The organism is Pararhizobium capsulatum DSM 1112 (assembly GCF_030814475.1).
GTDB lineage: Bacteria > Pseudomonadota > Alphaproteobacteria > Rhizobiales > Rhizobiaceae > Pararhizobium > Pararhizobium capsulatum.
This window is the reverse complement of record NZ_JAUSVF010000001.1, coordinates 3,492,600-3,514,301: the sequence shown is the minus strand read 5'-3', so window position 1 is coordinate 3,514,301 and position 21,702 is coordinate 3,492,600. Positions and strand designations below refer to the sequence as shown.

Here is a 21,702-nt window from a genome sequence, read left to right as displayed (position 1 = left end):
ATCCGGCAAGCCAACTTGAAACTGTATCACCCGATCAGCATGAACTTATCGACATCCACCAGTCCGCGGTCTGAAATCTTGAGATGTGGAATGACGGGCAGCGGCAGGAAGGCGAGTTGCAGGAAGGGTTCCTGCAGGGTTGCTCCCAGCGCGAAGGCGGCTTGCCGCAGATGGTGCAGTGTGTCGCGCACGCTCTCGTAGGGTTCGAGGCTCATCAATCCTGCGACGGGCAGCGCGATTTCGCCGGTCACCTTGCCATCCTGGACGACGACGAAGCCGCCCTTGATCTCGCCGAGCCGATTGGCGGCAAGCGCCATGTCATCCTCGTTGACGCCGACGACGCAGATATTGTGGCTGTCGTGACCGACTGTCGAGGCGATCGCACCCGTCTTCAGGCCGAAACCTTGCACGAAACCATTGGCATGATTGCCGTTGATGCCGTGTCGCTCGATGACGGCGACCTTGATGATATCTCGGCCGAGATCGATGCCCGTCTGGTTGCCATCGGCGGGCAGCTTGAAGCGGCGATGTTCGGTGATGATCTTGCCCGGTAGCACGCCGATGACCGAAGTCTCGCCCTCCGTATAGGGCACGCCGAACGCCGCGGCGTTGACATGGCCGGCCTTCACGCTGTCGAGGCCGACCGGCGCAACGGGACGACGGGTGGCAAAGAGCGCGTCTGTTACGCGTCGTCCACCCGAGAAGACCATCTCCGACCGGCAATTTTCCAGGCTGTCGATAACCACGAGATCGGCGCGCCAGCCGGGGGCGACGAGGCCGCGATCCCTGAGGCCGAAGGCGCGGGCGGCCGAGATGGAGGCCGCGCGATAGACCGCCAGCGGCGCGACGCCTGCTGCAATTGCCGTGCGGATCATATAGTCGAGATGACCTTCCTCGGCGATATCGAGCGGATTGCGGTCGTCGGTGCAGAGCGCAAGGAATGGCGAAAGCCGTTCGGTGATAATCGGCATCAGCGCATGCAGGTCCTTGGATACCGAGCCCTCGCGCACGAGGATATGCATGCCCTTACGGATCTTTTCGAGTGCTTCCTCCGCCGTCGTGCATTCGTGGTCAGTACGGATGCCGGCGGAGAGGTAGCCGTTGAGGTCAAGGCCGCGCAGCAGCGGCGCGTGACCGTCGATATGGCCGTCCTGGAAGGCTTCGAGCTTGGCGAGGCAGACGGGATCCTTGTGGATGACGCCGGGGAAATTCATGAATTCCGCAAGGCCGATGACCTTTTCATGATCGCGGAACGGCAGCAGCTTCTCGATGGGCAAGTCGGCGCCGGAGGTTTCCAGATGCGTGGCCGGCACGCAGCTCGAAAGCTGGACGCGGATATCCATGATGGTTTCGAGGGCGCTATCGAGGAAGTACTGGATGCCCCCGGTGCCGAGCACATTGGCAATTTCGTGTGGATCGCAGATCACTGTCGTCACGCCATAGGGCAGGACGCAGCGGTCGAACTCATGTGGCGTGACGAGCGAGGATTCGATGTGCAGATGCGTATCGATGAAGCCGGGAACGACGATCTTTCCGGAAATGTCGATTTCCGTTTCGCCCTGATAGGAACCATAGGTCCCGACGATCCGGTCGCCGCAGATTGCGATGTCGGAGGCGACGAGCTCCCCGGTCGCCAGATCGAAGAAACGCCCGCCTTTAAGAACGATATCGGCGGGTATGCGGCCCGTGCCCTGGTCAATCAGGCGTTCGAGACGTTCGGACATGGACGGATTCCTTTTCTATCGCGGTCGTGGAGAGCTTTCCCTCCAAAATCCGCTTTAGAGGATGCCTGGTTCACATTGAACCAGGCATCCTCTAGATTCTTTTGTTTTCGTTTGTCTTTTCGGGAAAACCGGTTTCCACTTTCCCTGACAAACTCTGGGCAATCTGAATGGCTGGGAATCTTTACCTACTGGGCAAACTATCAGGGTGCCTTGGAGCGTCAAGTATGCGGCTGGAGCGGTTGTTTTGGGTCAATTGATAAGCTTCAAAACGGTGTCTTTGAGGAAGCTTAACCTGTTTGCGGCAGATTGCAGACGCTCGTATCCGAAACGGCTTCAGGACATGATCTTGCGAAATGGCGTGGCCTGCGTGGCCCTTGTTGTGCTGGGCCTGCTTCTCGTGCAAGCGCGCGCGGAAGAAACTATCGTGGACGGGGCTTTCGAGCAGGCCAAGGATGGCTTCTGGGGAAGTGGCGATGTCGTGCTTTCGCGCGATAACGGCAAGCTCTGCGCGGCAGTTCCTGCGGGCGGGCAGATGTGGGACCGGCTCATGGGCGTCAACGACCTCAGCTTGAAGCCCGGCAAGACCTATCGCCTGAAGATAAAGACCGAAAGCCGCGAGGAGCATCGCTTCCCGATCCTGGTGCAGCGGGCCGCCGAACCCTGGACGGCCCAGGTTCGGATCGATGGCCGCGCCGGCGAAGACCCGACAGACATTTCGACGATTTTCGTCGCCACGGAGGCGGCGCCGGCGCAGCTTGTCTTTCACCTTGGCGGCGCCCAAGGACCGTGGCATCTCTGCATCGACGATGTGACGCTGGCGGAGGTCGATACGAAGCCGGCCACGGCTGCGATGGCGGCCACCCCTTTGCCGTCTGGAACACCCAGCCCGCTTGAGGTGCTGCCTCCTCTTGTCAATCAATCCGGTTATTTTCTGGATGGTCCCAAGCGGGTTACCATCATTTCCTCGTCCGCGAAGCCGTTGGATTTCAGACTCATAGACGCGTCCGGCGCTACGGTGGGAGAGGGCACGACAAAGCTTGCGGGTTTCGATCCGACAGTCGGGGCCGATACTCATGTCGCTGATTTTTCCGCCTTCCACAGGGCCGGCGAAGGCTACCGGATTGTCGTTGGCGACGCGACCAGCTTTTCGTTCTCGATCGGCCGCGATGTCTATTCCAAGCTCAGGATCGACGCTCTCTCCTGGTTCTATCCACAGCGCAGCGGCATCGAGATCGATGGCGCCATCGCAGGTGCTGCCTATGCGCGGCCTGCCGGCCATATCAACCAGGAGGAAAACAAGGGCGACAGCGATGTCGGATGCCTGAGCGGATCGGCGGCCGAAACGCTGTATGGCGATTGGCACTGCGGCTATCGGCTCGACGTGACGGGAGGGTGGTACGACGCGGGCGACAACGGCAAATACGCGGTCAACGGTGCCATCTCGGCGGCGCAACTGCTTGGCACCTTCGAGCGCGGCATGATCTACGGCGGCGGAGCCTCGGCAGCGTTGAGCGACAGCCTGTCGCGGATACCGGAGAATGGCAACGGCGTGCCCGATCTTCTCGACGAGGCACGCTGGGAGCTTGAATTTCTGCTGAAGATGATCGTGCCGGATGGGCAGCCGCTTGCCGGCATGGTTCATCACAAGGTCCATGATACCGCGTGGACGGTTCTTCCGCTTCTGCCGCATATGGACGCTCAGGAGCGTGCGCTTCACCGGCCGTCCACTGCCGCGACGCTGGATTTTGCAGCGACGGCGGCCCAGGGCGCTCGATTATTTGCCGCCTATGACGATGACTTTTCCCAGAAGCTTTTAACAGCCGCGAAGAAGGCCTGGCTGGCTGCTGCCGCCAACCCTGTTCTCTACGCGCCGACGTCCGATGGCTTGCAGGGCGGTGGCGACTATGACGACGACGATGTCATCGACGAGACGTATTGGGCCGCCGCCGAGCTTTTCATCTCCACGGGCGAGAAGAAATATCTGACGGCGCTTCATGCCTCGCCCTATTGGGCAGGTCCGATCTTTTCACCGGCCGGCGCCTTTCACTGGCGCAATCCGGCAGCGCTCGGGCGGATCAATCTGGCGCTCTATGGCGACAAACTGCCGAAGAAGGATCTGTCGATGATCCGCAAGAGCGTGGTATCCGCGGCCGGCAACTTCCTCAAGCTGCAGCAAAAGGAACCTTTCGGCCAGATCTACCGTCCGGCCGAAAGCCGCTATGACTGGGGCTCAAACCACGCGATCCTGCAGAACATGATTGTCATGGCTGCGGGATACGATCTTTCCGGGGACCGAGGCCTGTTGCAGGGTATCCGCGAAAGCATGGATTACATTCTCGGCCGCAATGCCATGAACATGTCCTATGTCACCGGCTATGGCAGCGTCTCGCCCCATAACCAGCATAGCCGCTGGTATGCCCATCAAGTCGACGCAAGTTTCCCAAACCCGCCGGTCGGCTCTCTGGCCGGTGGGCCCAACTCCACACCGGTGGATGAGATTGCCCGCAACCGTTTGCAGGGTTGCGTGCCACAGACCTGCTATGTCGACGATATCGCCGCCTATGGCAGCAATGAGATCGCGATCAACTGGAATGCGCCGCTCGTCTATGTGGCCTCGTTCCTGGCGGATGCGCTATGAGCAACACAGTCGCCGTGTGAACGAGGTTGGTGTTCGGCCATTATATGACAAGGCTCATAGCAATGCCGAACCCGGGCTTTTCGCGGCCTTCGATATCGACAGAGCGAAGATTGGTCAGTTCCGCAGTTGCTGAAGGGTGAAGCTTCTTCGAAGCTTTTGGAGGACTGCCTGCAGAGCCAGGGATCGGATCGTCGTCAGCTACACCATGCCGGCGTTCCGTGGAGGCAAAGGCAAGCCAGGCACAACCTTGTCGTGCGATTACGGGTGTGTCCTGTGAGTGACGGATAAAGGGCAATATTGCCGTCGCTGCCGGGTTGTGATCACTGCCTGTCGCGCCCGGATCCGTTTATCCGGGCGCGACAGGACAAACGCCTGATGTTGGATGTCCGGGGACCTGATCCGTTCATCTGCAACAGGAGGCGGCGTGCAGACGACCCAAAGGCATCGTCTACATATGATATTTGCCCCGCCAATCGGGCGGAACTGAGAAGCGTTTAAGCGCGAAGCTGCTTGAGCGGCTTAACGTCTTCCTCATCGCTCCGATAAATGTCCTTCAGCGTATCCAGAACCTTCAGCACCTGCTCGGACGCGCAGGAATAATAGATGGTCTGGGCGTCGCGCCTTGTGGTTACGAGGTTTTGTGCACGCAACTTCGACAGATGCTGCGAAAGCGCCGACTGGCTCAGGCCGACCCGAACGGCCAATGCGCCGACAGCCATCTCCTCCTTGATCAGCGAATTGAGAATCAGCAGACGCTTCGGATTTGCCATCGCGGACAAAAACTCGGCGGCGATCTCGGCTTTCTGATGGGTTTCAGAGGAAATTTCAGGCATTGCGCACTCCGATGTGGGATTTCATCACGCTTTAGTCATACTAATAATCGGGAGATAATTAGACGTGATGAATGAAAGGGCAACGGGCTAGTGCGAGAATTAGGGGTAGCTGAGACGAGTTAACCGTAAAGCCGGAGGAGCAACGGGCGCAGTTCAGCGGCGGATTGCAGCGGTTCGTCGAATTCGAGGCGTTTCAGCTGGTCCGCGAGCGCAAGATCAAGGCCGGCAGCATCGATGCCACTGATTCGCCATCCGTCTTCCGTTGCCTTGCAGAACGTTCGCGCATAGCGGCTGGCGGCGTCCGCATGATCGCTGTTCATATGACCGATAGCGCGACCTTCCATGGCGGCAAGCTCGTAGATAGCAGGCGATTGGATGATCAGTTCATGGCCTTCCAGCACATAGGCGCGGCCGAATCCACCGTTCAGGCTGGCGCGGAGAGGGGGGAGTCGGAAAAAGGCGAAATCGGGAAAATCGACATAAAGCTGCGCCTTGGGATGACGGCGGAGAAAGCGTTCGCGGAGCTGCAAATGACGCGGATTGTCGCGTTCGACCTTCTCTGCCTGGCATTGCACGGTCAGCCGTGCATGGGCCAGCGGATCACCCTTGCCGATTTCGCCGACCAGAAGCGAGCAGCGGCTATCGGCGGCCAGCGCCTGCGTATGGGTCGAAAGCTTCGAGATCAGGATGACAGGCGTCGCATCGATATCAGTGCCGACCAGCGCGCGGCTGACGAATGGGAAACCGTCTTGTCCGGGTTCCAGAACGGCGAGAGCCGCACTTCGCGCCGAGCGCAGCAGGGTCCGGGCAAGCGTGCGCGCCTCATCGTCGGTTTCACGCAGGACGGAAGGTTTGTCGTTCATGATCCTCATTTCCCTAAAACGGCACCGCCCGGAAGAGACCTCCGGGCGATGTGCGTTTTAGCTTAGAATTGTTGTTGTCGGAACCTGCCGGTTCGACGCTGATCTACACGTCTCTGTTCTTGTGCCGCGTCAGGCTTTCCACGACGTTCTGCGCGCTGATGGTGCCGACGATGGCGCCGTTGTCCACCACGCCGATGCTGCCGGGCTGGCGGGCCATGGCGTCGAGGATATCGACAAGCGGCGTGGTTGGCTTGGCGGTAGCACTGACGCCGGCGGAATCGCGGCTGACGCCCGGTTGCATCACGTCCATGGCCATCAGCATCGTGATCGGGTTCATATGCTGGACGAAATCGGCGACATACTGGTTGGCCGGGTTCTTGACGATCTCCTGCGGCGTGCCGCACTGGATGATGCGTCCGCCTTCCATGATGGCGATGCGGTTGCCGATGCGGAAGGCCTCATCCAGATCGTGGCTGACGAAGAGGATGGTCTTCTTCAGGCGGCGCTGGAACTCAAGAAGTTCGTCCTGCAGGCGGGTGCGGATCAGCGGATCGAGCGCGGAGAAGGGCTCGTCCATCAGCAGGATCGGTGCGCCGGTGGCAAAAGCACGGGCTAGGCCGACGCGCTGCTGCATGCCGCCCGAAAGTTCCTTCACTTGCCGACCGGCCCATTTCGTGAGGTTTACCAGCTCCAGCTGCTCGGCGACGCGCGTCTTCAGCTCAGCTTCCGGCACACCGGCAAGCTCGAGACCGAAACCGACATTGTCGGCGACGGTTCGCCAAGGAAGCAGTGCGAACTGCTGGAACACCATGGAGACGGTGTGCATGCGAAAATCGCGCAGGGCCTTTGTCGTCGTCTTGTAGGGGTTGAGCGAACCATTGCCGGTCCTGACCTCGACGCTGCCGCGCACGACGGGGGCAAGGCCGTTCACCGCACGCAGAAGCGTGGATTTGCCGGAACCGGAAAGGCCCATGAGCACGAGAATTTCGCCCTCATGGATGGTCAATGAGGCATCTGCCACGCCCAGCACGAGGCCAGTCGCAGCGCCGATCTCGTCGCGGGTCTTGCCCTGATCGACCATGGCCAGAGCGGTTTCAGGCCTGTTGCCGAAGACGATGTCGACATTCTTGAATACGACCGCGTCGCTCATGCGCCTTCTCCTTCATCGGAAGACCGGAAAAGACGATCGAGAATGATCGCGAGAATGACGATGCAGAGGCCGGCTTCGAAGCCCATCGAGATGTTGACGGTGTTGAGTGCGCGCACGACCGGCACGCCGAGGCCCTTGGCACCCACCAGTGCCGCAATCACCACCATCGACAGCGACAACATGATGGTCTGGGTAAGACCCGCCATGATCTGCGGCATGGCAAAGGGAAGTTCGATCTTGCGCAAGACCTGCGAGGGCGTCGCACCGAAGGACACTGCTGCTTCCACGAGCGATGGCGGCGTGGAGATGATGCCGAGACGCGTCAGGCGGATTGGTGCGGGAATGGCGAAGATCACCGTTGCGATCAGGCCCGGAACCATGCCAAGGCCAAACAAGATCAGCGCCGGAATGAGGTAGACGAAGGTGGGGATCGTCTGCATCAGGTCGAGTGCAGGCCGCAATATCGCATAGAACCAGGGCCGCCGCGCAGCGGCGATGCCGAGCGGTACGCCGACCAGCATGCTGACCCCGGTTGCGGCGAGCACCAGCGCCAGCGTTTCAGTCGTTTCCTTCCAGAAGCCCTGGTTAACGATCAGCAGCAGCCCGAAGAAGGTAAACAACGTGACGCCGATGGAGCGGCGGAAATACCAGGCGAGGCAGGTAATCAGCAGGATCATCGCAAGGGCGTATCCCAGCTTGCCGCCGGGGCTGGTGAGATAGGGGCCTTGCAACACGAACAGCACGGCATTGATGCCGGCCTGCAGCACGACTTTCAGGAAGTCGAACACGCCTTCACCGTTGGTTGTCAGCCAATCGACGACGGCTTTGGCCCAGGGACCAATTGGAATCTTGGTAGTTGTCAGCCAATCCACGAATTGAAACCCGATTTCAAAGTTGATGGGGCATCTACAGGCGAAATCCTCAATGACAGGACTGCAGACATGGGATGCGATGCGCGTCGGGATGCGGGCGGATATGCCGCCCGCATGAGTACGTTTGCGATCGTCAGGCCGGCCTTTTTAGAGGCGGGCACAAATTTTATTCAGAGGCCGAGTGCGGTCTTGACTGCGCTCGCGGCGTCGGCGCCGTCCTTGGTGGTTACGCCTGCAAGCCAGGGATCGACAGCGGTTGGGTTGGCTTTCAGCCACTCGGTGGCTGCAGCTTCCGGGTCCTTGCTCTCGTTCAAGATCTTGCCCATGATCTCGTTTTCCATCTGGAGCGAGAACTTGAGGTTTGTCAGCAGCTTGCCGACATTCGGGCACTCCGTGATGTAGCCCGCGCGCACGTTGGTGAACACCGACGCTCCGCCGAAGTTCGGCCCGAAGATGTCATCGCCGCCCGAAAGATAGGTGAGCTTGAAATTGGCGTTCATCGGGTGGGGTTCCCAGCCGAGGAAAACGATCGGTCCACCATCCTTTTCGGCGCGCGCGACTTCGGCGAGCATGCCCTGTTCGGAGGATTCGACCACTTCGAAACCGGTAAGGTCGAAGGTGTTCTTGTCGACCATGTCCATGATCAGGCGGTTACCGTCATTGCCCGGCTCGATGCCATAGATCTTGCCGCCCAGATCATCCTTGTGCGCGGCAATGTCCTTGAAATCCTTGATGCCAAGTTGGGCGCCCTTGGTATTGGTCGCGAGCGTGTATTTGGCGCCCTCGAGGTTCGGGCCGAAGGATTCGACCGACTTGTCATCGAGGAACGGGCGAACGTCATTTTCCTGGGTCGGCATCCAGTTGCCGAGGAAGACGTCAATGTCCTTGTTCTTCAGCGACTGGTAGGTGACAGGCACGGAAAGAACGGTCGTTTCCGTCTGGTAGCCGAGGCCCTTCAGAACGGTGCTGACGGTTGCCGTCGTTGCGGTGATGTCGGTCCAGCCGACGTCGGAGAAGCGCACGGTGCCACAGTTTTCCGGTTCGGCGGCAAAGGCCGAGGAACCACCGAGTGCGATAAGCGAAACAGTTGCGGCAGCTATGAATTTCAATGAGAATGCGTGGTTCATTTTGTCGTTCCCCTGTCATTTATGACTTTAGCCAATCACCAATTTTTCGCCTTTTCAAGCGCCCTGGTGTTGCGTGGAGTGTATTGGGACAATCGCCGGACACGCCCGCCCAAAGCGACGTCATATGTCGCAATGCTGATGGAGTGCCGTGATCGATCGATTTTCTGTGGTTTTCGTGATCGGCGCTCTAGTGTTCCCCGCCCTGTCTGTTCATGAACGGGATGAGCATACGAGGACAGAAAGCCATGGCCAAACTCTATTTCAGCTACGCCACGATGAATGCAGGGAAATCCACCCTGCTGCTGCAGGCTTCCTACAACTATCAGGAACGCGGCATGCGCGCGCTGGTGCTGATCGCGGCCTTCGACGATCGCGCCGGAAAGGGCCGGATATCGTCGCGCATCGGGTTGAGTGCCGATGCGACGGCTTTCGCTCACGGGGACGATCTCTATGCGATGATCGAGCGGCTTCACGACGAGGAAAAGATCGCCTGCGTCTTCGTCGACGAGGCGCAGTTCCTGGCGGAAGAACAGGTCTGGCAGCTGGCGCGTGTTGCCGATCGGATCGGCATTCCGGTCATGGCCTATGGTCTGCGGACCGATTTTCAGGGCAAGCTTTTTCCCGGCTCAATGGCATTGCTGGCCATCGCCGACGAGCTGCGTGAAGTGCGCACCATCTGCCATTGCGGTCGCAAGGCGACGATGGTGGTACGGCTTGATGCCGAAGGGCGGGTCATTCGCGAGGGTGCGCAGATCGAGGTGGGCGGCAACGAGAAGTATGTTTCCTATTGCCGCCGGCATTGGGACGACCTGATGAACGAGGTTTGACGGCTTTCGCGAAGGCGGCGCTTCGTGCCATGGTGGCGCTTTCTGCCTTTCCGGGGTTGTCATGATGCCGCGTCTGTTTTTCTCCATCCTCTGTCTCTGTCTTTCCGCCGTCGCTGCCCAGGCCGCCGGCGATGCCGAAGCCGGGGCCGCCGTATTCCGCAAATGCGGTGCCTGCCACACCGCAACCGAACCCACCAACCGGGTCGGCCCGAGCCTTCTCGGCGTCATCGGTCGTCCGGTCGCGACAGTGCCAAACTACAGCTACTCCTCGGCCATGACCGAGTTCGGCGCCGATGGGAAAGTCTGGGACGAGGCGCGGATCTCGGAATATCTTCTGAGCCCCAAGGCGATGGTGCCGGGGACGAAAATGACCTTTGCAGGTCTGAAGAAACCCAACGATATCGCCAATGTCGTTGCCTATCTGAAATCGGTCGCCGCGCCAAAATAGCAATAATCCCGCCTGCAACCCTTGTGCTTCAAAGTGCGGGGACCATTATATAATCCGGTCCGGCTTCGAATAATCCGGCGACGCGATGCGTCATGATCGGCAAACAGGGGGAAAATCCGATGGCGACACTTCAGAATTTTGAAAGCGAGATCGAAAAGACCCGCGGAATCGTTCAGGAGATGCGTGGCAAGATGGACCAGTCGGCCGTCGTGCTCGACCAGTTCGCCAAGGCCGACACCAAGCTCGGCGATGCCAATTTCGACATCGAGAATGCCCGCATCGACGACGTAATCCGCCAGCAGAAGGTGATGGAAGGCAATATCGCCGATCTGATCATCGGGCTTGAGGATGCGACCAATGTTTTCGGCGCCGAATTCGAGAGCATGAAGACCTTCACCGGCTATGAGAAATTCATCGGCATCTTCTCCAAGCAGAGCGCCCAGCGCATGCGCACCGATCGCGTCCGCAACATGTCTCTGGCCGGCAACCTGCAGGAGCTGCTGTCCAAGTCCGACACTATCGTCGGCATTCTGAAAGAGCAGAAATCCGTCCTCGACCAGCGCTACAAGACGTCGGAGGCGAGCCTTATCCAGGTGATCGAGCGGCGCAAGGGTACGATTGCCAAGCTGCAGGAGGTGCAAAAGCGCATCGAGGAGCTGAACCCGATGTTGATGGATATCGAAAACCGCATCGCGGCTTCCACCGACCAGATTTCGCGGACCCAGCTCGAAGGCGAGCGCTCTGTGCTGGCGACGGAATATAACGAGAAGCAGGCCAAGGAGCAGGAATTGCTGGCCGAAAGCCAGACCTACGAGCGTTACACCTCGATGTTCCAGACCTTCGTCGATTCGCTCAACAACCAGATCGCCGCCCAGAACACGCTGATCAACAAGCTGACGATCGATACCGAGCAGCGCATCGTGCTCTACAAGGCGCTGGAAGATTCGCTGAAGACAGCAGCCCAGCAGGATGTCGCCCACAAGATCAACACGCTCGGCAGTCAAGTGGATACGGCGGCTGAGGAAACCATGGCCGGCATCGGTTCCGCTGCCCAGCGCCATATCGGTGATCTCCTGGAGATGCACGAGAAGAACATGCTCTCGACTCAGGACATCCAGCGGCGGAAGAAACTTGCGGATGATGCCTTTGCCCGGCGGTTCCAGACGGTGATGGATAAGCACAATGCTGCGAATTACGTGAAGTCGTGATGCTTGCAGCCATGCGCGGTGCGTCTTCGTTCACAGGATTGCCCCAAACCCTAGCCCTCTCCCCGCCTGCGGGGAGAGGGCACCACGGAGTTTGCCGCTTGTCCCTTCTCCCCGCCAGCGGGGAGAAGGTGGCCGACAGGCCGGATGAGGGGCGAACCCGCACTCATCACCGCAAGGTTGACCACCCATGAACGCCGCCCTCGAAGGCCCCGTCGGCCAATATTTCGGCTCCATCCACGCCGCCCTTGCCGGGCTGGAAATCTTCCTCGCCGACCGCAATTCGCCGCTTTACCGCAATTCCGTGGTCGGCGAAGTCGTCGTTCCCTATCTCGCACGGCTGAAATCCTCTTTCTCCTGCTGGGAAAACCGTGTCGGCTTTATCGACCAGTTTCGCATTTCCCGCGCTGAAAGCGGCTTTCCGGTGTTCCAGAATGTGCTGGAACTCGAAAACGACCGGCAGACGGCCGAGAAGCGGCTGGCCAGCATTCCCGTTGCCGATGCGCTTCGCGCAGAAATGGCCGATTTCATTCTGCGGCAAAAGGTGTTTCCAACCGACCTTCAGGCGCGCATGGCCGAGCGGCTCTATCTGGAGCAGATCGGCAAGGGCGACATTTTCTCGCCCTTCATCCTGCCCGAGACGATAAGAGTTGCCGTCAATCCGAAGACCATGCGGCCGTACTACGTGGTGTGCTGGGGTGCCTTCGACGGCACCAGCACGCTGCCGATGATCTACATGTCAACGATCGAGGATTCGTCCGAGAAGATCGTCAATCTGCTGGTGACGCCCGATGGCAAGCTAAACCCGGACCAGGATATCCCGCTGCCGATCGGTGGGTTGCTCAATCCGGAACTCGCCAGCCGTTTCGATGATTTTACGCTGAAGAACAGCGCTTATTCCCTGTCGCCGGTGACGATCGCCACCAATCTCGACAAGGATTTCGAGGAGCTGCATCCCAAGCAGTTGCGCCGCATCGTGCTCGGGCCTTTCTATTCGGCCGGGATCACCGAGAACAATGCGCGCATCAACGACATCCTCTCCAAGGTGCGCAAGCTGGAGAATGCCTGGCTACTGACCTGGACAGTGCAGGAGGTCTTCTCCAAGGCAGAACGTCCTGCCCAGCGCGGCTTTTGGTCCTCGACACCGGCCTCCGAGGAATTCCATATCGATACGGACAATCTCGAAGCGACGCGCATGGGGGTCAGTTCCTTCGAGAAGCATGCACTGGTGCCGCACGAGGCCTATCAGGCGCTTTATGCTGCCGGCGATGTCGCCGCGATCTTCGGCGACTACAAGGTGCATGTGATTTCCGGAAACCAGGTGGTAAGCGAGGTGTGACCCCATGAGCCTGAATACCGGCCTGACGACATTGCATGAGGACGATATCGCCAGGCACCAGGCCGTGGCGCAGGGGCTGGTGACCCGGCGGATCATTCTCGAAGCGGATGATCCAGCCTCATCGACACCGCTTGCCGGCACGGGAAGGCGTTTCGTCTCGACGGTTTCGACCGGTGGCCAGCGCCGCACGCGCGACGTGGAGCTGATCAAGACGATACAGAGCGTGCATACGGGCGACCCGCTGATGTCGCTCGCCCAGCATGCGTTGCTCTATCGCGCAAGGCGCGCTTCGCAGGTGGCGCTTGCGGTTGCCGATGTCTTTGCCCGCCAGACCGACCTCGAAAGCCTGCAATCGCGCAACGCGTCCGCGCCGCTTGCCGGTGAGGAGGCGGGCCGCTTCAAGGCGCTGCTTTCGGCCTCGGCCTATGTCGCCGCCTTCACCTTCGCGGCCTATCTGTCTTCCACACTGACGGGTGAAGGCGAGCCGGTCGAGGATGGCGCAGAGCCCGATTTCCTCTTCGACACGCCACAGGATGCGCTGAAGTCGATGATCTCGGCGCTCGACAAGACGATTGCCGGCGCGCCTGACGATCCGGCGCTGACCAGCCGGGCGCGGGCTTTCGCCCGTGTGGCGATCGAGGGACTGATTGGCCGTAAGGCGCGCTTTACAGGACTTGCCGCCTTCGAAAACGCGCATATTCGGCTTGATCAGGATGATTTCACGCTGAATGGCTTCGATGTCGCCCCCGGCGCCAAGCGCAAGCCGCTGGTGATGACCTTCAAGAAGCCGGAAGAGATCATCGGCAACCACATCGCCAAGTATCAGGCGCTGAAGCTTGCCAAGATGCTGATGGCCTATGATTTCGACCGGCAGATGAATCCCTTCGTCGAGCTCGGTGGTTTCCTCTTCACCTTCATCGGCGACGGCATGCCGGGCACCGGCAAGACTATCCTGATCCAGATGCTGGCCGGTATGCTCAACGATTACTGCGAAGTCGCCGGTTACGCCTTCCATTACGAGAATTTCGGCGTCGACCAGATTTCCTCCTACCAGGGCAAGTCGGGCCAGAACTGCAAGGAATTCGTCAACAACGTCATCCACCCGCGCGCCATTGGGTTTGGCACGATCGATGACGTCGATCAGGTCGCGGCCAAGCGCTCTGATGACCGCGCTTCCGCCGGCCAGCATGAGGTGACGGCGGTGTTGATGGAAAGTTTTGCCGGGGCCTCGACCGTCGTGCGCGGCAATTGCACCTTCGGTATGTTTTCCAACTACCCGGAGAATGTCGACGATGCGCTGCGCCAGCGCGCGGGGGCCCGCTGGCTGGTCGATGGGCCGCAGACGGAGGCCGATTACATCGACATCTTCGCCATGCTGGTCGGCAAGAACCACAAGATCCCGCTCGGTGAGCATGCGCTCTTTGCTGGGCAGGAAATAAAGAAGGCCGTATCGCAATCCTACGAGGCCCATTCCCGGCCGAAGGAGGAGGGGCTGGTGGCCGTCTGGGAGCATTTCGAAAAGGCGAGGGGCGCGATCACGACGCTCGCCGATGTTGGTGCCTATCTGCACGAGATCAAGCTTGCCGAACCGCGCTTCACCGGCCGCGCCATCAAGAACATCACGGACGCGATCAAGATGCGGGCGATGGATGTCGAACTGCCGGACGACTGGTTCAGGGACGCCGCAAGCTTCATGCACAGGCCCTACGACGAGAAGAAGGCGATGATCGAGGAACTGCGCGGCCCCGTGACGCTGCCCATGGTGCTGCAGGAGATCAACCGCTACGCCGACAGCGAATTCCGCTACACCGACAAATCCGACGATGCCGCCGTCAACGACATCATCCGCCGCGAACGCCAGCGGGAAAGGGCGGTGCGGGAGATCGAGGAAATGAAGAGGGACGGGCGGTGGTAGACGTTTGATTCCTTCAAGTGGAAGTCGCGTCATGGTTATGATAATGTGGGATACGCGTATCCCAGGGGAGTTGGTCATGGCCAAGCAAACGGCAGTTCGTCTTCCTGACGAGACTTATGAACGGCTGCAGGCCCTTGCCGCCCGCACCGGTCGCACGGCGACATATTATATCCGGCAGGCGATTGAGGAGCATCTCGAGGATCTGGAGGATATCTATCTTGCGGAAAGCGTGGTTGAGCGCATTGAACGCGGTGAGGTCAGCACCCGTCCTTTCAAGGAGGTCATGAGAGAACTTGGCCTGGACGATTGAAATCTCCGATGTCGCCGAAAGGAGCCTGAAGAAAGTAAGCTCTTCCGACGCCCAACGCATCGTCGACTTTTTGTATCGCCGGGTGCTGGCGATGGATAATCCCCGGCAACTGGGTCAGGCGTTGCAGGGCTCGAAACTTGGAGATCTCTGGCGTTATCGGGTCGGAGACTTTCGAATCCTCTGCAGGCTTCAGGATCAGCGTCTGGTCATTCTCGTTGTCGAGATCGGGCATCGACGTGACGTCTACAGATAACGAACTCTCGCCAAGGTCCGTCCGCACAGCATGAAACGCCTCCTCGAAGCCGAATTGATCTATGGCCGGCTGCTCGATATCTCGGAGCCACACCTGATCGCGCGCTACAACAAGGCGCTGGCCGGGTTCGGACTACGCCCGACGGGGCTTTCGTCGTTCCAGATCGACATGACCGGCTTCTCCCCCGAAATTGCCGATGAACTCGGCGACCGGGACTATCTCGATCCGAACCGCGTCAACCGCCGTTTCATCATCATGACACCCGCGCAGGAAGAGCTGCCGGTTGTCCACACCAGCTTTTCCAACACTGCCGCCCTGATGCACGAGTTTTTCGCCGCCAATGCCCGCGCGATCAATGCGGTGACGATCCGCGATGCGCTTTACGGGGAGATCGAAGACAGCGTTTCGGTGGTCACCGATATCGACGACTTGCTGTCGATCAACGAGGTCCGATTCCGGGTTCTTTCCGCGGAGGACATGCTGGGCAAGGCCGGTGAGCTTCGCTCGCTCGTCGATCGTCTGAAAACCGTGCCGACTGCATGGGCGGATGACACGCTGCTGAACCGCATGGTGGAACTGGCGAAGCTGACCGGCGATATCCGGGAAAACGCTCTCGTACCCGACAAGCTCGTCTTCCGGCATGATGCCTTCTGGGCCAATCATTTCGGCGGCGTCTACATTTTCCTCGATGACAAGACGACGACGGTGATCTGCGATCCATCCGTTCCAGGTTTCCGTCGTTCGCGGCCGTGGCAGGTAAGTTACATCGGCCTGTCTGATCACCAGCGCATCTTCGATTTCCTCGCTTCGACAAACCGGCTGCAATTGCCGCAGGCATCCTGGGTGGAGACATCGGGCCTCTACCAGCACCGCGCCGACATGGTGATCCGTGCGCTGGTCAATGAGACGGAGCCGACCGTCGATCAGAATGCGATCGATGCCATCTGGCTGCAGACTTGGATGCATCGCAATGCCGCCACTGTGGCGAAGAACGGGATTTATCCGTTCTTGCAGAATGCCATCCGCACGGTCATGGCAACAGGCGTCATCAAGATGCAGGACGTACCGCCAGCGCAACGGTTCCAGCTGGTGCGGGCAGCGCCCGAACATCCCGATCAGTGGCTGGTCAACCGGCTGATATCTCAGCTGACGCCGGATGATTTCGTTTCCCGCTTCGTCTTCGACAAGCAGGGTTTTTACGCAGCCTATGAACGCTACAGCGAAAAATTCCGCGAATATGTTGTGGCGACGCTGACAGGTGCATATCTGAAGGACAAGACTGCATTTCGCAGACGCCTTTACGGGCTCAAGGAGGATACCGCCAATGCTTGATCCGATCGTCACGTTCTTCCAGCGTGTTTTTGCGGCCATCGGCCGCGGCATCGGATTGGCGATTTCCTGGATACTGACCCCTTTCGTGGCAATCGCCACGTGGTACCGCTCCCGCGCCTGGATCATCAAGGGACCGATCGGAATCTTCCTGATCGCCCTGTTCGGCCTTTATGGCTATTTCATCTGGCAGACCCAGGCATGGACGAATTTCAATCCCGATTATGTCGACCGGTATAATTTCGCGGCACGCAAGAATGACGCAGGATTGCCAACCAAGCCCGTGTCGGGCGGGGCGGCAACGACCGCGAATGCGAACACCACGACTGCCCCCGACGCAAGCACAGCCGAACTGGCAACGGCCCCTGCACCGGCTCCGGGAAGCACCTGCGAACGCTCGGCAATCGTCGATGTTTCCGCCGATCTCATCGACTTCAATGTCAATCAGAATGCCTGGATTTCCTCGATGCTGCTCTACAAGACTGGGCTGTTCGGGATGGATTGGGACGATACGCCCTGGCTCGATAACAAGGCTTCGTTCCAGCGCGGTGTGAACCAGGCGATCCGGCGTACAACGGTGGAACTGGTCGACTCCCTCGGTCGCGTCCGCGGCACCTCAGGCATCAACAACAACCTGCAGCGCGCCCGTTCCAACATGCAGTTCGACGAAACCGCCTGGTATTTCGGGCTCGACCCCTTCGGCCCGAAGACGCCGACGCCGAGCTTCTATCGCAGCGCCATGCGCGATCTTCAGGCCTTCAATGAAAGCCTCATCAAATGCGAAGCGACCTTTGACGGCCGCTCCGACAACCTGATCGAGTTCCTCGATCGTATCGCCAACGATCTCGGCAACACGTCAGCGATGATCCGCGAGCGCTCTGAAAACCATAATGGCGGATGGTTCGATACGCGCGCGGACGATCGGTTCTGGTTCGCCTACGGCCAGCTTTACGGCTACTACGGCGTGATGGCGGCGGCTGGTGCGGATTTCCAGGCTGTTATCACACAGCGTGGACTAGACCCGATCTGGACAGAGAGCATCAAGCAACTGCGTGCGGCTTTGCGCATCCAGCCCGCGATCATCTCCAACGGGCGTGAGGATGGCTGGATCATGCCGACGCATCTGGCGACGATGGGCTTCTATATTCTGCGGGTCCGCTCCAACCTCGTGGAAATGCGCGACGTTCTCGCTCGCTGATTTTTCCTTCGGACGACACTCCTGCCCCGCCATCGGTGAAAGCTGTTGGCGGGTTTTGTACGCCGTTGAAACAAAGGCTGGCGTTGCGCCGCCTTTCGCGATTTTATGTCGCCATAACAAGGTGCATCGGGGGAGACACCATATGGGCGAGGTCAAGTCGGACATTGAAATTGCGCGCACTGCCATCAAGAAGCCGATCTACGAGATCGGTGCGCGGCTCGGCATACCGCCGGAAGATCTCGTTCCCTACGGCCACGACAAGGCGAAGGTCAGCGCCGGCTTCATCGCTCGCCAAAGGGAGAAGAAGAATGGCCGGCTGATCCTTGTGACCGCTATAAACCCGACACCGGCCGGCGAGGGCAAGACGACGACCACGGTCGGGCTCGGTGACGGATTGAACCGGATCGGTAAAAAGGCGGTGGTCTGCATTCGTGAAGCCTCGCTCGGTCCGTGTTTCGGTGTGAAGGGCGGAGCTGCCGGCGGTGGTTATTCGCAAGTCGTGCCGATGGAAGACATCAATCTTCATTTCACCGGCGATTTTCACGCAATTACCTCGGCGCACAATCTGCTGGCCGCCCTTATCGACAACCACATCTACTGGGGCAATGCAGAGGGCATAGACGTCCGTCGCATCGCATGGCGGCGGGTAATGGACATGAACGACCGGGCGCTGCGCCACATCGTCGGCTCGCTCGGCGGTGTCGCCAACGGTTTCCCCCGCGAGACGGGTTTCGACATCACCGTCGCCTCCGAGGTCATGGCCATTCTCTGTCTCTCACGGGACCTGAAGGACCTCGAAGCTCGCCTAGGCAACATCATCGTCGGCTATCGCCGCGACAGGACACCGGTCTTCGCACGCGACCTCAAAGCTGATGGTGCGATGGCTGTGCTTTTGAAGGATGCGCTGCAGCCGAATCTTGTCCAGACGCTCGAAAACAATCCCGCCTTCGTTCACGGCGGTCCCTTTGCCAATATCGCTCACGGCTGCAATTCGGTAATGGCGACGACGACGGCGCTCAAGCTTGCCGACTATGTGGTGACGGAAGCCGGATTCGGCGCCGATCTCGGGGCGGAGAAATTTTTCGACATCAAATGCCGCAAAGCCGGGTTGAAGCCCGACGTCGCGGTCGTGGTCGCTACGGTTCGTGCCATGAAGATGAACGGCGGCGTGAAGAAGGAGGATCTCGGGAGCGAAAATGTCGAGGCTGTGCGCAAGGGGTGCGCCAATCTCGGCCGCCATGTGCTGAACGTCAAGAAATTCGGCGTGCCGGCCATCGTCGCCATCAATCACTTCGCAACCGATACTCAAGCGGAAATCCAGGCGGTGAAGGATTATGTCGCGACACTGGGCGCCGAAGCCGTGCTCTGCCGCCATTGGGCGCAAGGGTCGGGCGGGATCGAGGATCTGGCGCACAAGGTCGTGGAGCTGGCGGAAGGCGGCCATGCGCAGTTTTCACCGCTCTATCCCGATGACATGCCGCTGTTCCAGAAGATCGAGACGATTGCCACCGAGATTTACCATGCAGGTGAGGTGATCGCCGACAAGCAGGTGCGTGACCAGCTCCATGCATGGGAGGCGCAGGGCTATGGCAACCTGCCGGTCTGCATAGCAAAGACCCAGTATTCCTTCTCGACCGACCCCAATCTGCGCGGCGCTCCCACGGGGCATACGGTCCCGGTGCGCGAGGTTCGGCTTTCGGCCGGCGCCGGTTTCGTGGTCGTTATCACCGGTGAGATCATGACCATGCCCGGGCTGCCAAGTGTGCCATCGTCGGAGAGGATTTTCCTCAACGACGACGGCTTTATCGAAGGGCTGTTTTGATACCGGCAATCATTCAGCCCATGTCGCCTTCAATACCGTTTTCAGCTCGCCCCGACGTGAACGGAGGTCAGTCTCAGGCGGCCGCCTGAGATGTGCCAAGATAGTCAATCTTGCCAACCGGAACGCCCTGGTTGCGCAGGATGTCGTAGGCCGTCGTGAGGTGAAAGAAGAAGTTCGGGATCGCGAAGGTCAGCAGGTATTCGGTACCGGTGAAGGTGTATTTCAGCTTGCCGAGGTTGATCGCTACTTCACGTTCACCGCTGCCTTCCATATCCTGAGGCGTCACGGTTTCCAGGAAGGCGATCGTTTTGTGGACCCGCTCCTCCAGCTCTTCAAAACTCTGTTCTGTGTCGGGAAAGCCGGCTGCGGTGATTGTCGTCAGCCGGCCGACGGCATTTTTCGACGTATCGCTGACGCGCTGGATCTGGCCCGCAAGCGTGAGCATATCTGGCGCAAGGCGCGCGTTGAAAAGCGTTTCGAGCGGGATTGCGTTTTCAGTGGCATGGATCTTCGCTTTGGCGAGGATGGCCGAAAGCACGGCGAGGCCGCGCAGAAAAACCGGGATCGACAGGGAATAGGTGGAGACGGACATTCGGAAAAATCCTTGTGAGACACGGCCTATGCCGCGCTGAGCAGATGGGGTGCGGCCGACCAATCCACAAGCGGTTAAAAACAAACGCCGCCGGATTCTCGAAACTGCAGCACCCTATCGCTCCTTATCGGCAATAGCGATATCCGCCGCGGCGCTGCAGTACATCGAAATGCAGATGGTTTTCATGTGCTTCGTCGCTGCCGGGATCGAGAACGGTTTCGAAATAGAGACAGCCGGACGCGGTAACGGCTCGCTGGAAAGCGCCTGAAAGCGTCGAATCCTCGTCGCGCGGTTCAATCGCGATGGTCTTTCCACTCTTAAAGGTGAAGGAGGCGATGTCGATGGCATTGCCCCGGGCATGCTCGGAAATCTTGCCGGTCTTGGCGTTGTTGCGCAGCCGGCAGATGTAGCTCGAAGCCTGGTTGATAGTCGTCAATTGGCCATCGCTTTCGAGCGCTGCTTTTGCCGCGGGAAAAACCGCTTCCTTCGTCCAGCGGGCCAGTTCGAGTGCCGTTTCGCAACGCATCGTGCCTTCTGGCTTCAGCACGACGCCAGGTAGAACCGTCGTCAGTTTGATGGGCTTGTCGATGCCGCACCCAGAGCCATCATCGATACGATCGACGGGTTCGAACTCTGCCCCGATTGCCTTCAGCTCGGCCATGCAGGCGGCGTGGTCCTGATCACTTTCGGCCATGATCGGCGGGGGCGGGGCGGGTTTCTCACCGACCTCATCCGTTTTCTTGCTCTCGTCCGAGGCCTTTGCATCATCCGCCTGTGGAGGTTTGTTTTGCTCGTGGCCTTTCACGTCACCATCCTTTCCGGGGGGCCGGGGGATGGGGGTCGCGGTTTCACTTTCACTTTGCGCGGCGGGGGCCGTCTGTTCCGTTTCGGGCCGCTTTTCAGGTGTTGGGCCTTCCTTGGGAAGACTGGCTGCACTGAGAAGGGTGGCGAACAGGACGATTGCGGCGATCCGAAAGGACATTGAGACACTCCTGGTGGCCTTTATGGCCGACGGGAAAGCTCAACGCATGGAGGTGGCGCTGGGTTTCATTCGATCTCAGCGAGAAAATATTTCGCCGCAAAATAAAGCGGTTGGGGAACGTAGTCAAAAATCGCAGTTATATGTTGACAACAATAGTCATGTTTTTTATGTGGCGAAAGGAAGGCGGATGACTTTCCGCCGTGACAAACGTCACATCGCCCAGCCAGCCCCTCGAGCACATTGCCTCGGCAGCCAGCCCGGTTCATCGTAAAAGG

The 21,702-nt window shown here is 59.4% G+C and carries 20 protein-coding genes; 12 read left to right on the top strand and 8 right to left on the bottom strand.

Annotated elements, in window-relative coordinates; translation table 11 throughout:
- Positions 1-26: 26 nt before the first annotated feature.
- Positions 27-1,724 carry an adenine deaminase gene (gene ade, locus QO002_RS16965; protein ID WP_307231760.1) on the bottom strand — a complete coding sequence of 566 codons (1,698 nt, stop codon included), beginning with the start codon at positions 1,722-1,724 and terminating at the stop codon, positions 27-29.
- A gap of 340 nt (positions 1,725-2,064) precedes the next feature.
- On the opposite strand from ade, the gene QO002_RS16960 reads away from it, so the two are divergent.
- Positions 2,065-4,362: a glycoside hydrolase family 9 protein gene (locus QO002_RS16960; RefSeq protein WP_307231758.1), complete on the top strand. Its 2,298-nt coding sequence runs from the start codon at positions 2,065-2,067 to the stop codon at positions 4,360-4,362.
- Between the two features lie 494 nt (positions 4,363-4,856).
- On the opposite strand, the gene QO002_RS16955 is transcribed toward QO002_RS16960, so the two are convergent.
- From QO002_RS16955 to QO002_RS16935, 5 genes are all read right to left on the bottom strand, one after another.
- Positions 4,857-5,195 carry an ArsR/SmtB family transcription factor gene (locus tag QO002_RS16955; RefSeq protein WP_307231756.1) on the bottom strand — a complete coding sequence of 113 codons (339 nt, stop codon included), beginning with the start codon at positions 5,193-5,195 and terminating at the stop codon, positions 4,857-4,859.
- A 119-nt stretch (positions 5,196-5,314) separates the two neighbouring features.
- The gene (locus tag QO002_RS16950; RefSeq protein WP_307231754.1) at positions 5,315-6,058 is read right to left on the bottom strand and encodes a HugZ family pyridoxamine 5'-phosphate oxidase; all 744 of its coding nucleotides are present in this window, start codon (positions 6,056-6,058) and stop codon (positions 5,315-5,317) included.
- A 103-nt stretch (positions 6,059-6,161) separates the two neighbouring features.
- Positions 6,162-7,208 (bottom strand): choline ABC transporter ATP-binding protein, encoded by a 1,047-nt coding sequence (gene choV / locus QO002_RS16945; protein ID WP_307231752.1) that lies wholly within the window; start codon positions 7,206-7,208, stop codon positions 6,162-6,164.
- A complete protein-coding gene (choW, locus tag QO002_RS16940) occupies positions 7,205-8,080 on the bottom strand; it encodes a choline ABC transporter permease subunit (protein ID WP_307231750.1) in 876 nt (291 codons plus the stop codon). Before choW ends, choV begins: the two co-directional genes overlap by 4 nt.
- A 170-nt stretch (positions 8,081-8,250) precedes the next feature.
- Entirely contained in the window at positions 8,251-9,207 is a 957-nt protein-coding gene (locus QO002_RS16935; RefSeq protein WP_307231748.1) for a choline ABC transporter substrate-binding protein, read from the bottom strand.
- Between the two features lie 245 nt (positions 9,208-9,452).
- Between QO002_RS16935 and QO002_RS16930 the strand changes: the two genes are divergently transcribed.
- The 10 genes from QO002_RS16930 to QO002_RS16885 all read left to right on the top strand — a co-directional run bounded on the left by QO002_RS16930 (position 9,453) and on the right by QO002_RS16885 (position 19,853).
- Positions 9,453-10,034 carry a thymidine kinase gene (locus QO002_RS16930; RefSeq protein ID WP_307231745.1) on the top strand — a complete coding sequence of 194 codons (582 nt, stop codon included), beginning with the start codon at positions 9,453-9,455 and terminating at the stop codon, positions 10,032-10,034.
- Between the two features lie 64 nt (positions 10,035-10,098).
- Entirely contained in the window at positions 10,099-10,482 is a 384-nt protein-coding gene (locus QO002_RS16925) for a c-type cytochrome (protein ID WP_370878554.1), read from the top strand.
- A 119-nt stretch (positions 10,483-10,601) separates the two neighbouring features.
- Positions 10,602-11,690 (top strand): hypothetical protein, encoded by a 1,089-nt coding sequence (locus QO002_RS16920; RefSeq protein ID WP_307231741.1) that lies wholly within the window; start codon positions 10,602-10,604, stop codon positions 11,688-11,690.
- Positions 11,691-11,877: 187 nt separating this feature from the next.
- Entirely contained in the window at positions 11,878-13,026 is a 1,149-nt protein-coding gene (locus tag QO002_RS16915; RefSeq protein ID WP_307231739.1) for a hypothetical protein, read from the top strand.
- A 4-nt stretch (positions 13,027-13,030) separates the two neighbouring features.
- Positions 13,031-14,941, top strand: a complete 1,911-nt coding sequence (locus QO002_RS16910) for an AAA family ATPase (RefSeq protein WP_307231737.1) — start codon at positions 13,031-13,033, stop codon at positions 14,939-14,941.
- Between the two features lie 76 nt (positions 14,942-15,017).
- Positions 15,018-15,251, top strand: coding sequence for a type II toxin-antitoxin system RelB family antitoxin (gene relB / locus QO002_RS16905; protein ID WP_307231736.1), 234 nt, complete (start codon positions 15,018-15,020; stop codon positions 15,249-15,251).
- The gene (locus QO002_RS16900; protein ID WP_307231733.1) at positions 15,235-15,504 is read left to right on the top strand and encodes a type II toxin-antitoxin system RelE family toxin; all 270 of its coding nucleotides are present in this window, start codon (positions 15,235-15,237) and stop codon (positions 15,502-15,504) included. Before relB ends, QO002_RS16900 begins: the two co-directional genes overlap by 17 nt.
- Before the next feature lie 30 nt (positions 15,505-15,534).
- The gene (locus QO002_RS16895; protein ID WP_307231731.1) at positions 15,535-16,836 is read left to right on the top strand and encodes a DUF6638 family protein; all 1,302 of its coding nucleotides are present in this window, start codon (positions 15,535-15,537) and stop codon (positions 16,834-16,836) included.
- On the top strand, positions 16,829-18,031 hold the full coding sequence (locus QO002_RS16890; RefSeq protein ID WP_307231729.1) for a DUF2333 family protein: 1,203 nt from the start codon (positions 16,829-16,831) through the stop codon (positions 18,029-18,031). Before QO002_RS16895 ends, QO002_RS16890 begins: the two co-directional genes overlap by 8 nt.
- Before the next feature lie 142 nt (positions 18,032-18,173).
- Positions 18,174-19,853, top strand: a complete 1,680-nt coding sequence (locus QO002_RS16885) for a formate--tetrahydrofolate ligase (protein ID WP_307231727.1) — start codon at positions 18,174-18,176, stop codon at positions 19,851-19,853.
- 73 nt (positions 19,854-19,926) lie between these two features.
- On the opposite strand, the gene QO002_RS16880 is transcribed toward QO002_RS16885, so the two are convergent.
- Positions 19,927-20,445: a DUF1993 domain-containing protein gene (locus QO002_RS16880; protein WP_307231725.1), complete on the bottom strand. Its 519-nt coding sequence runs from the start codon at positions 20,443-20,445 to the stop codon at positions 19,927-19,929.
- A 124-nt stretch (positions 20,446-20,569) separates the two neighbouring features.
- Positions 20,570-21,427 carry an extensin family protein gene (locus QO002_RS16875; RefSeq protein ID WP_307231723.1) on the bottom strand — a complete coding sequence of 286 codons (858 nt, stop codon included), beginning with the start codon at positions 21,425-21,427 and terminating at the stop codon, positions 20,570-20,572.
- A 22-nt stretch (positions 21,428-21,449) separates the two neighbouring features.
- On the opposite strand from QO002_RS16875, the gene QO002_RS16870 reads away from it, so the two are divergent.
- Complete coding sequence (locus tag QO002_RS16870; protein ID WP_307231721.1) at positions 21,450-21,698, top strand: hypothetical protein; 249 nt, start codon at positions 21,450-21,452, stop codon at positions 21,696-21,698.
- The last annotated feature ends 4 nt before the right edge of the window (positions 21,699-21,702 follow it).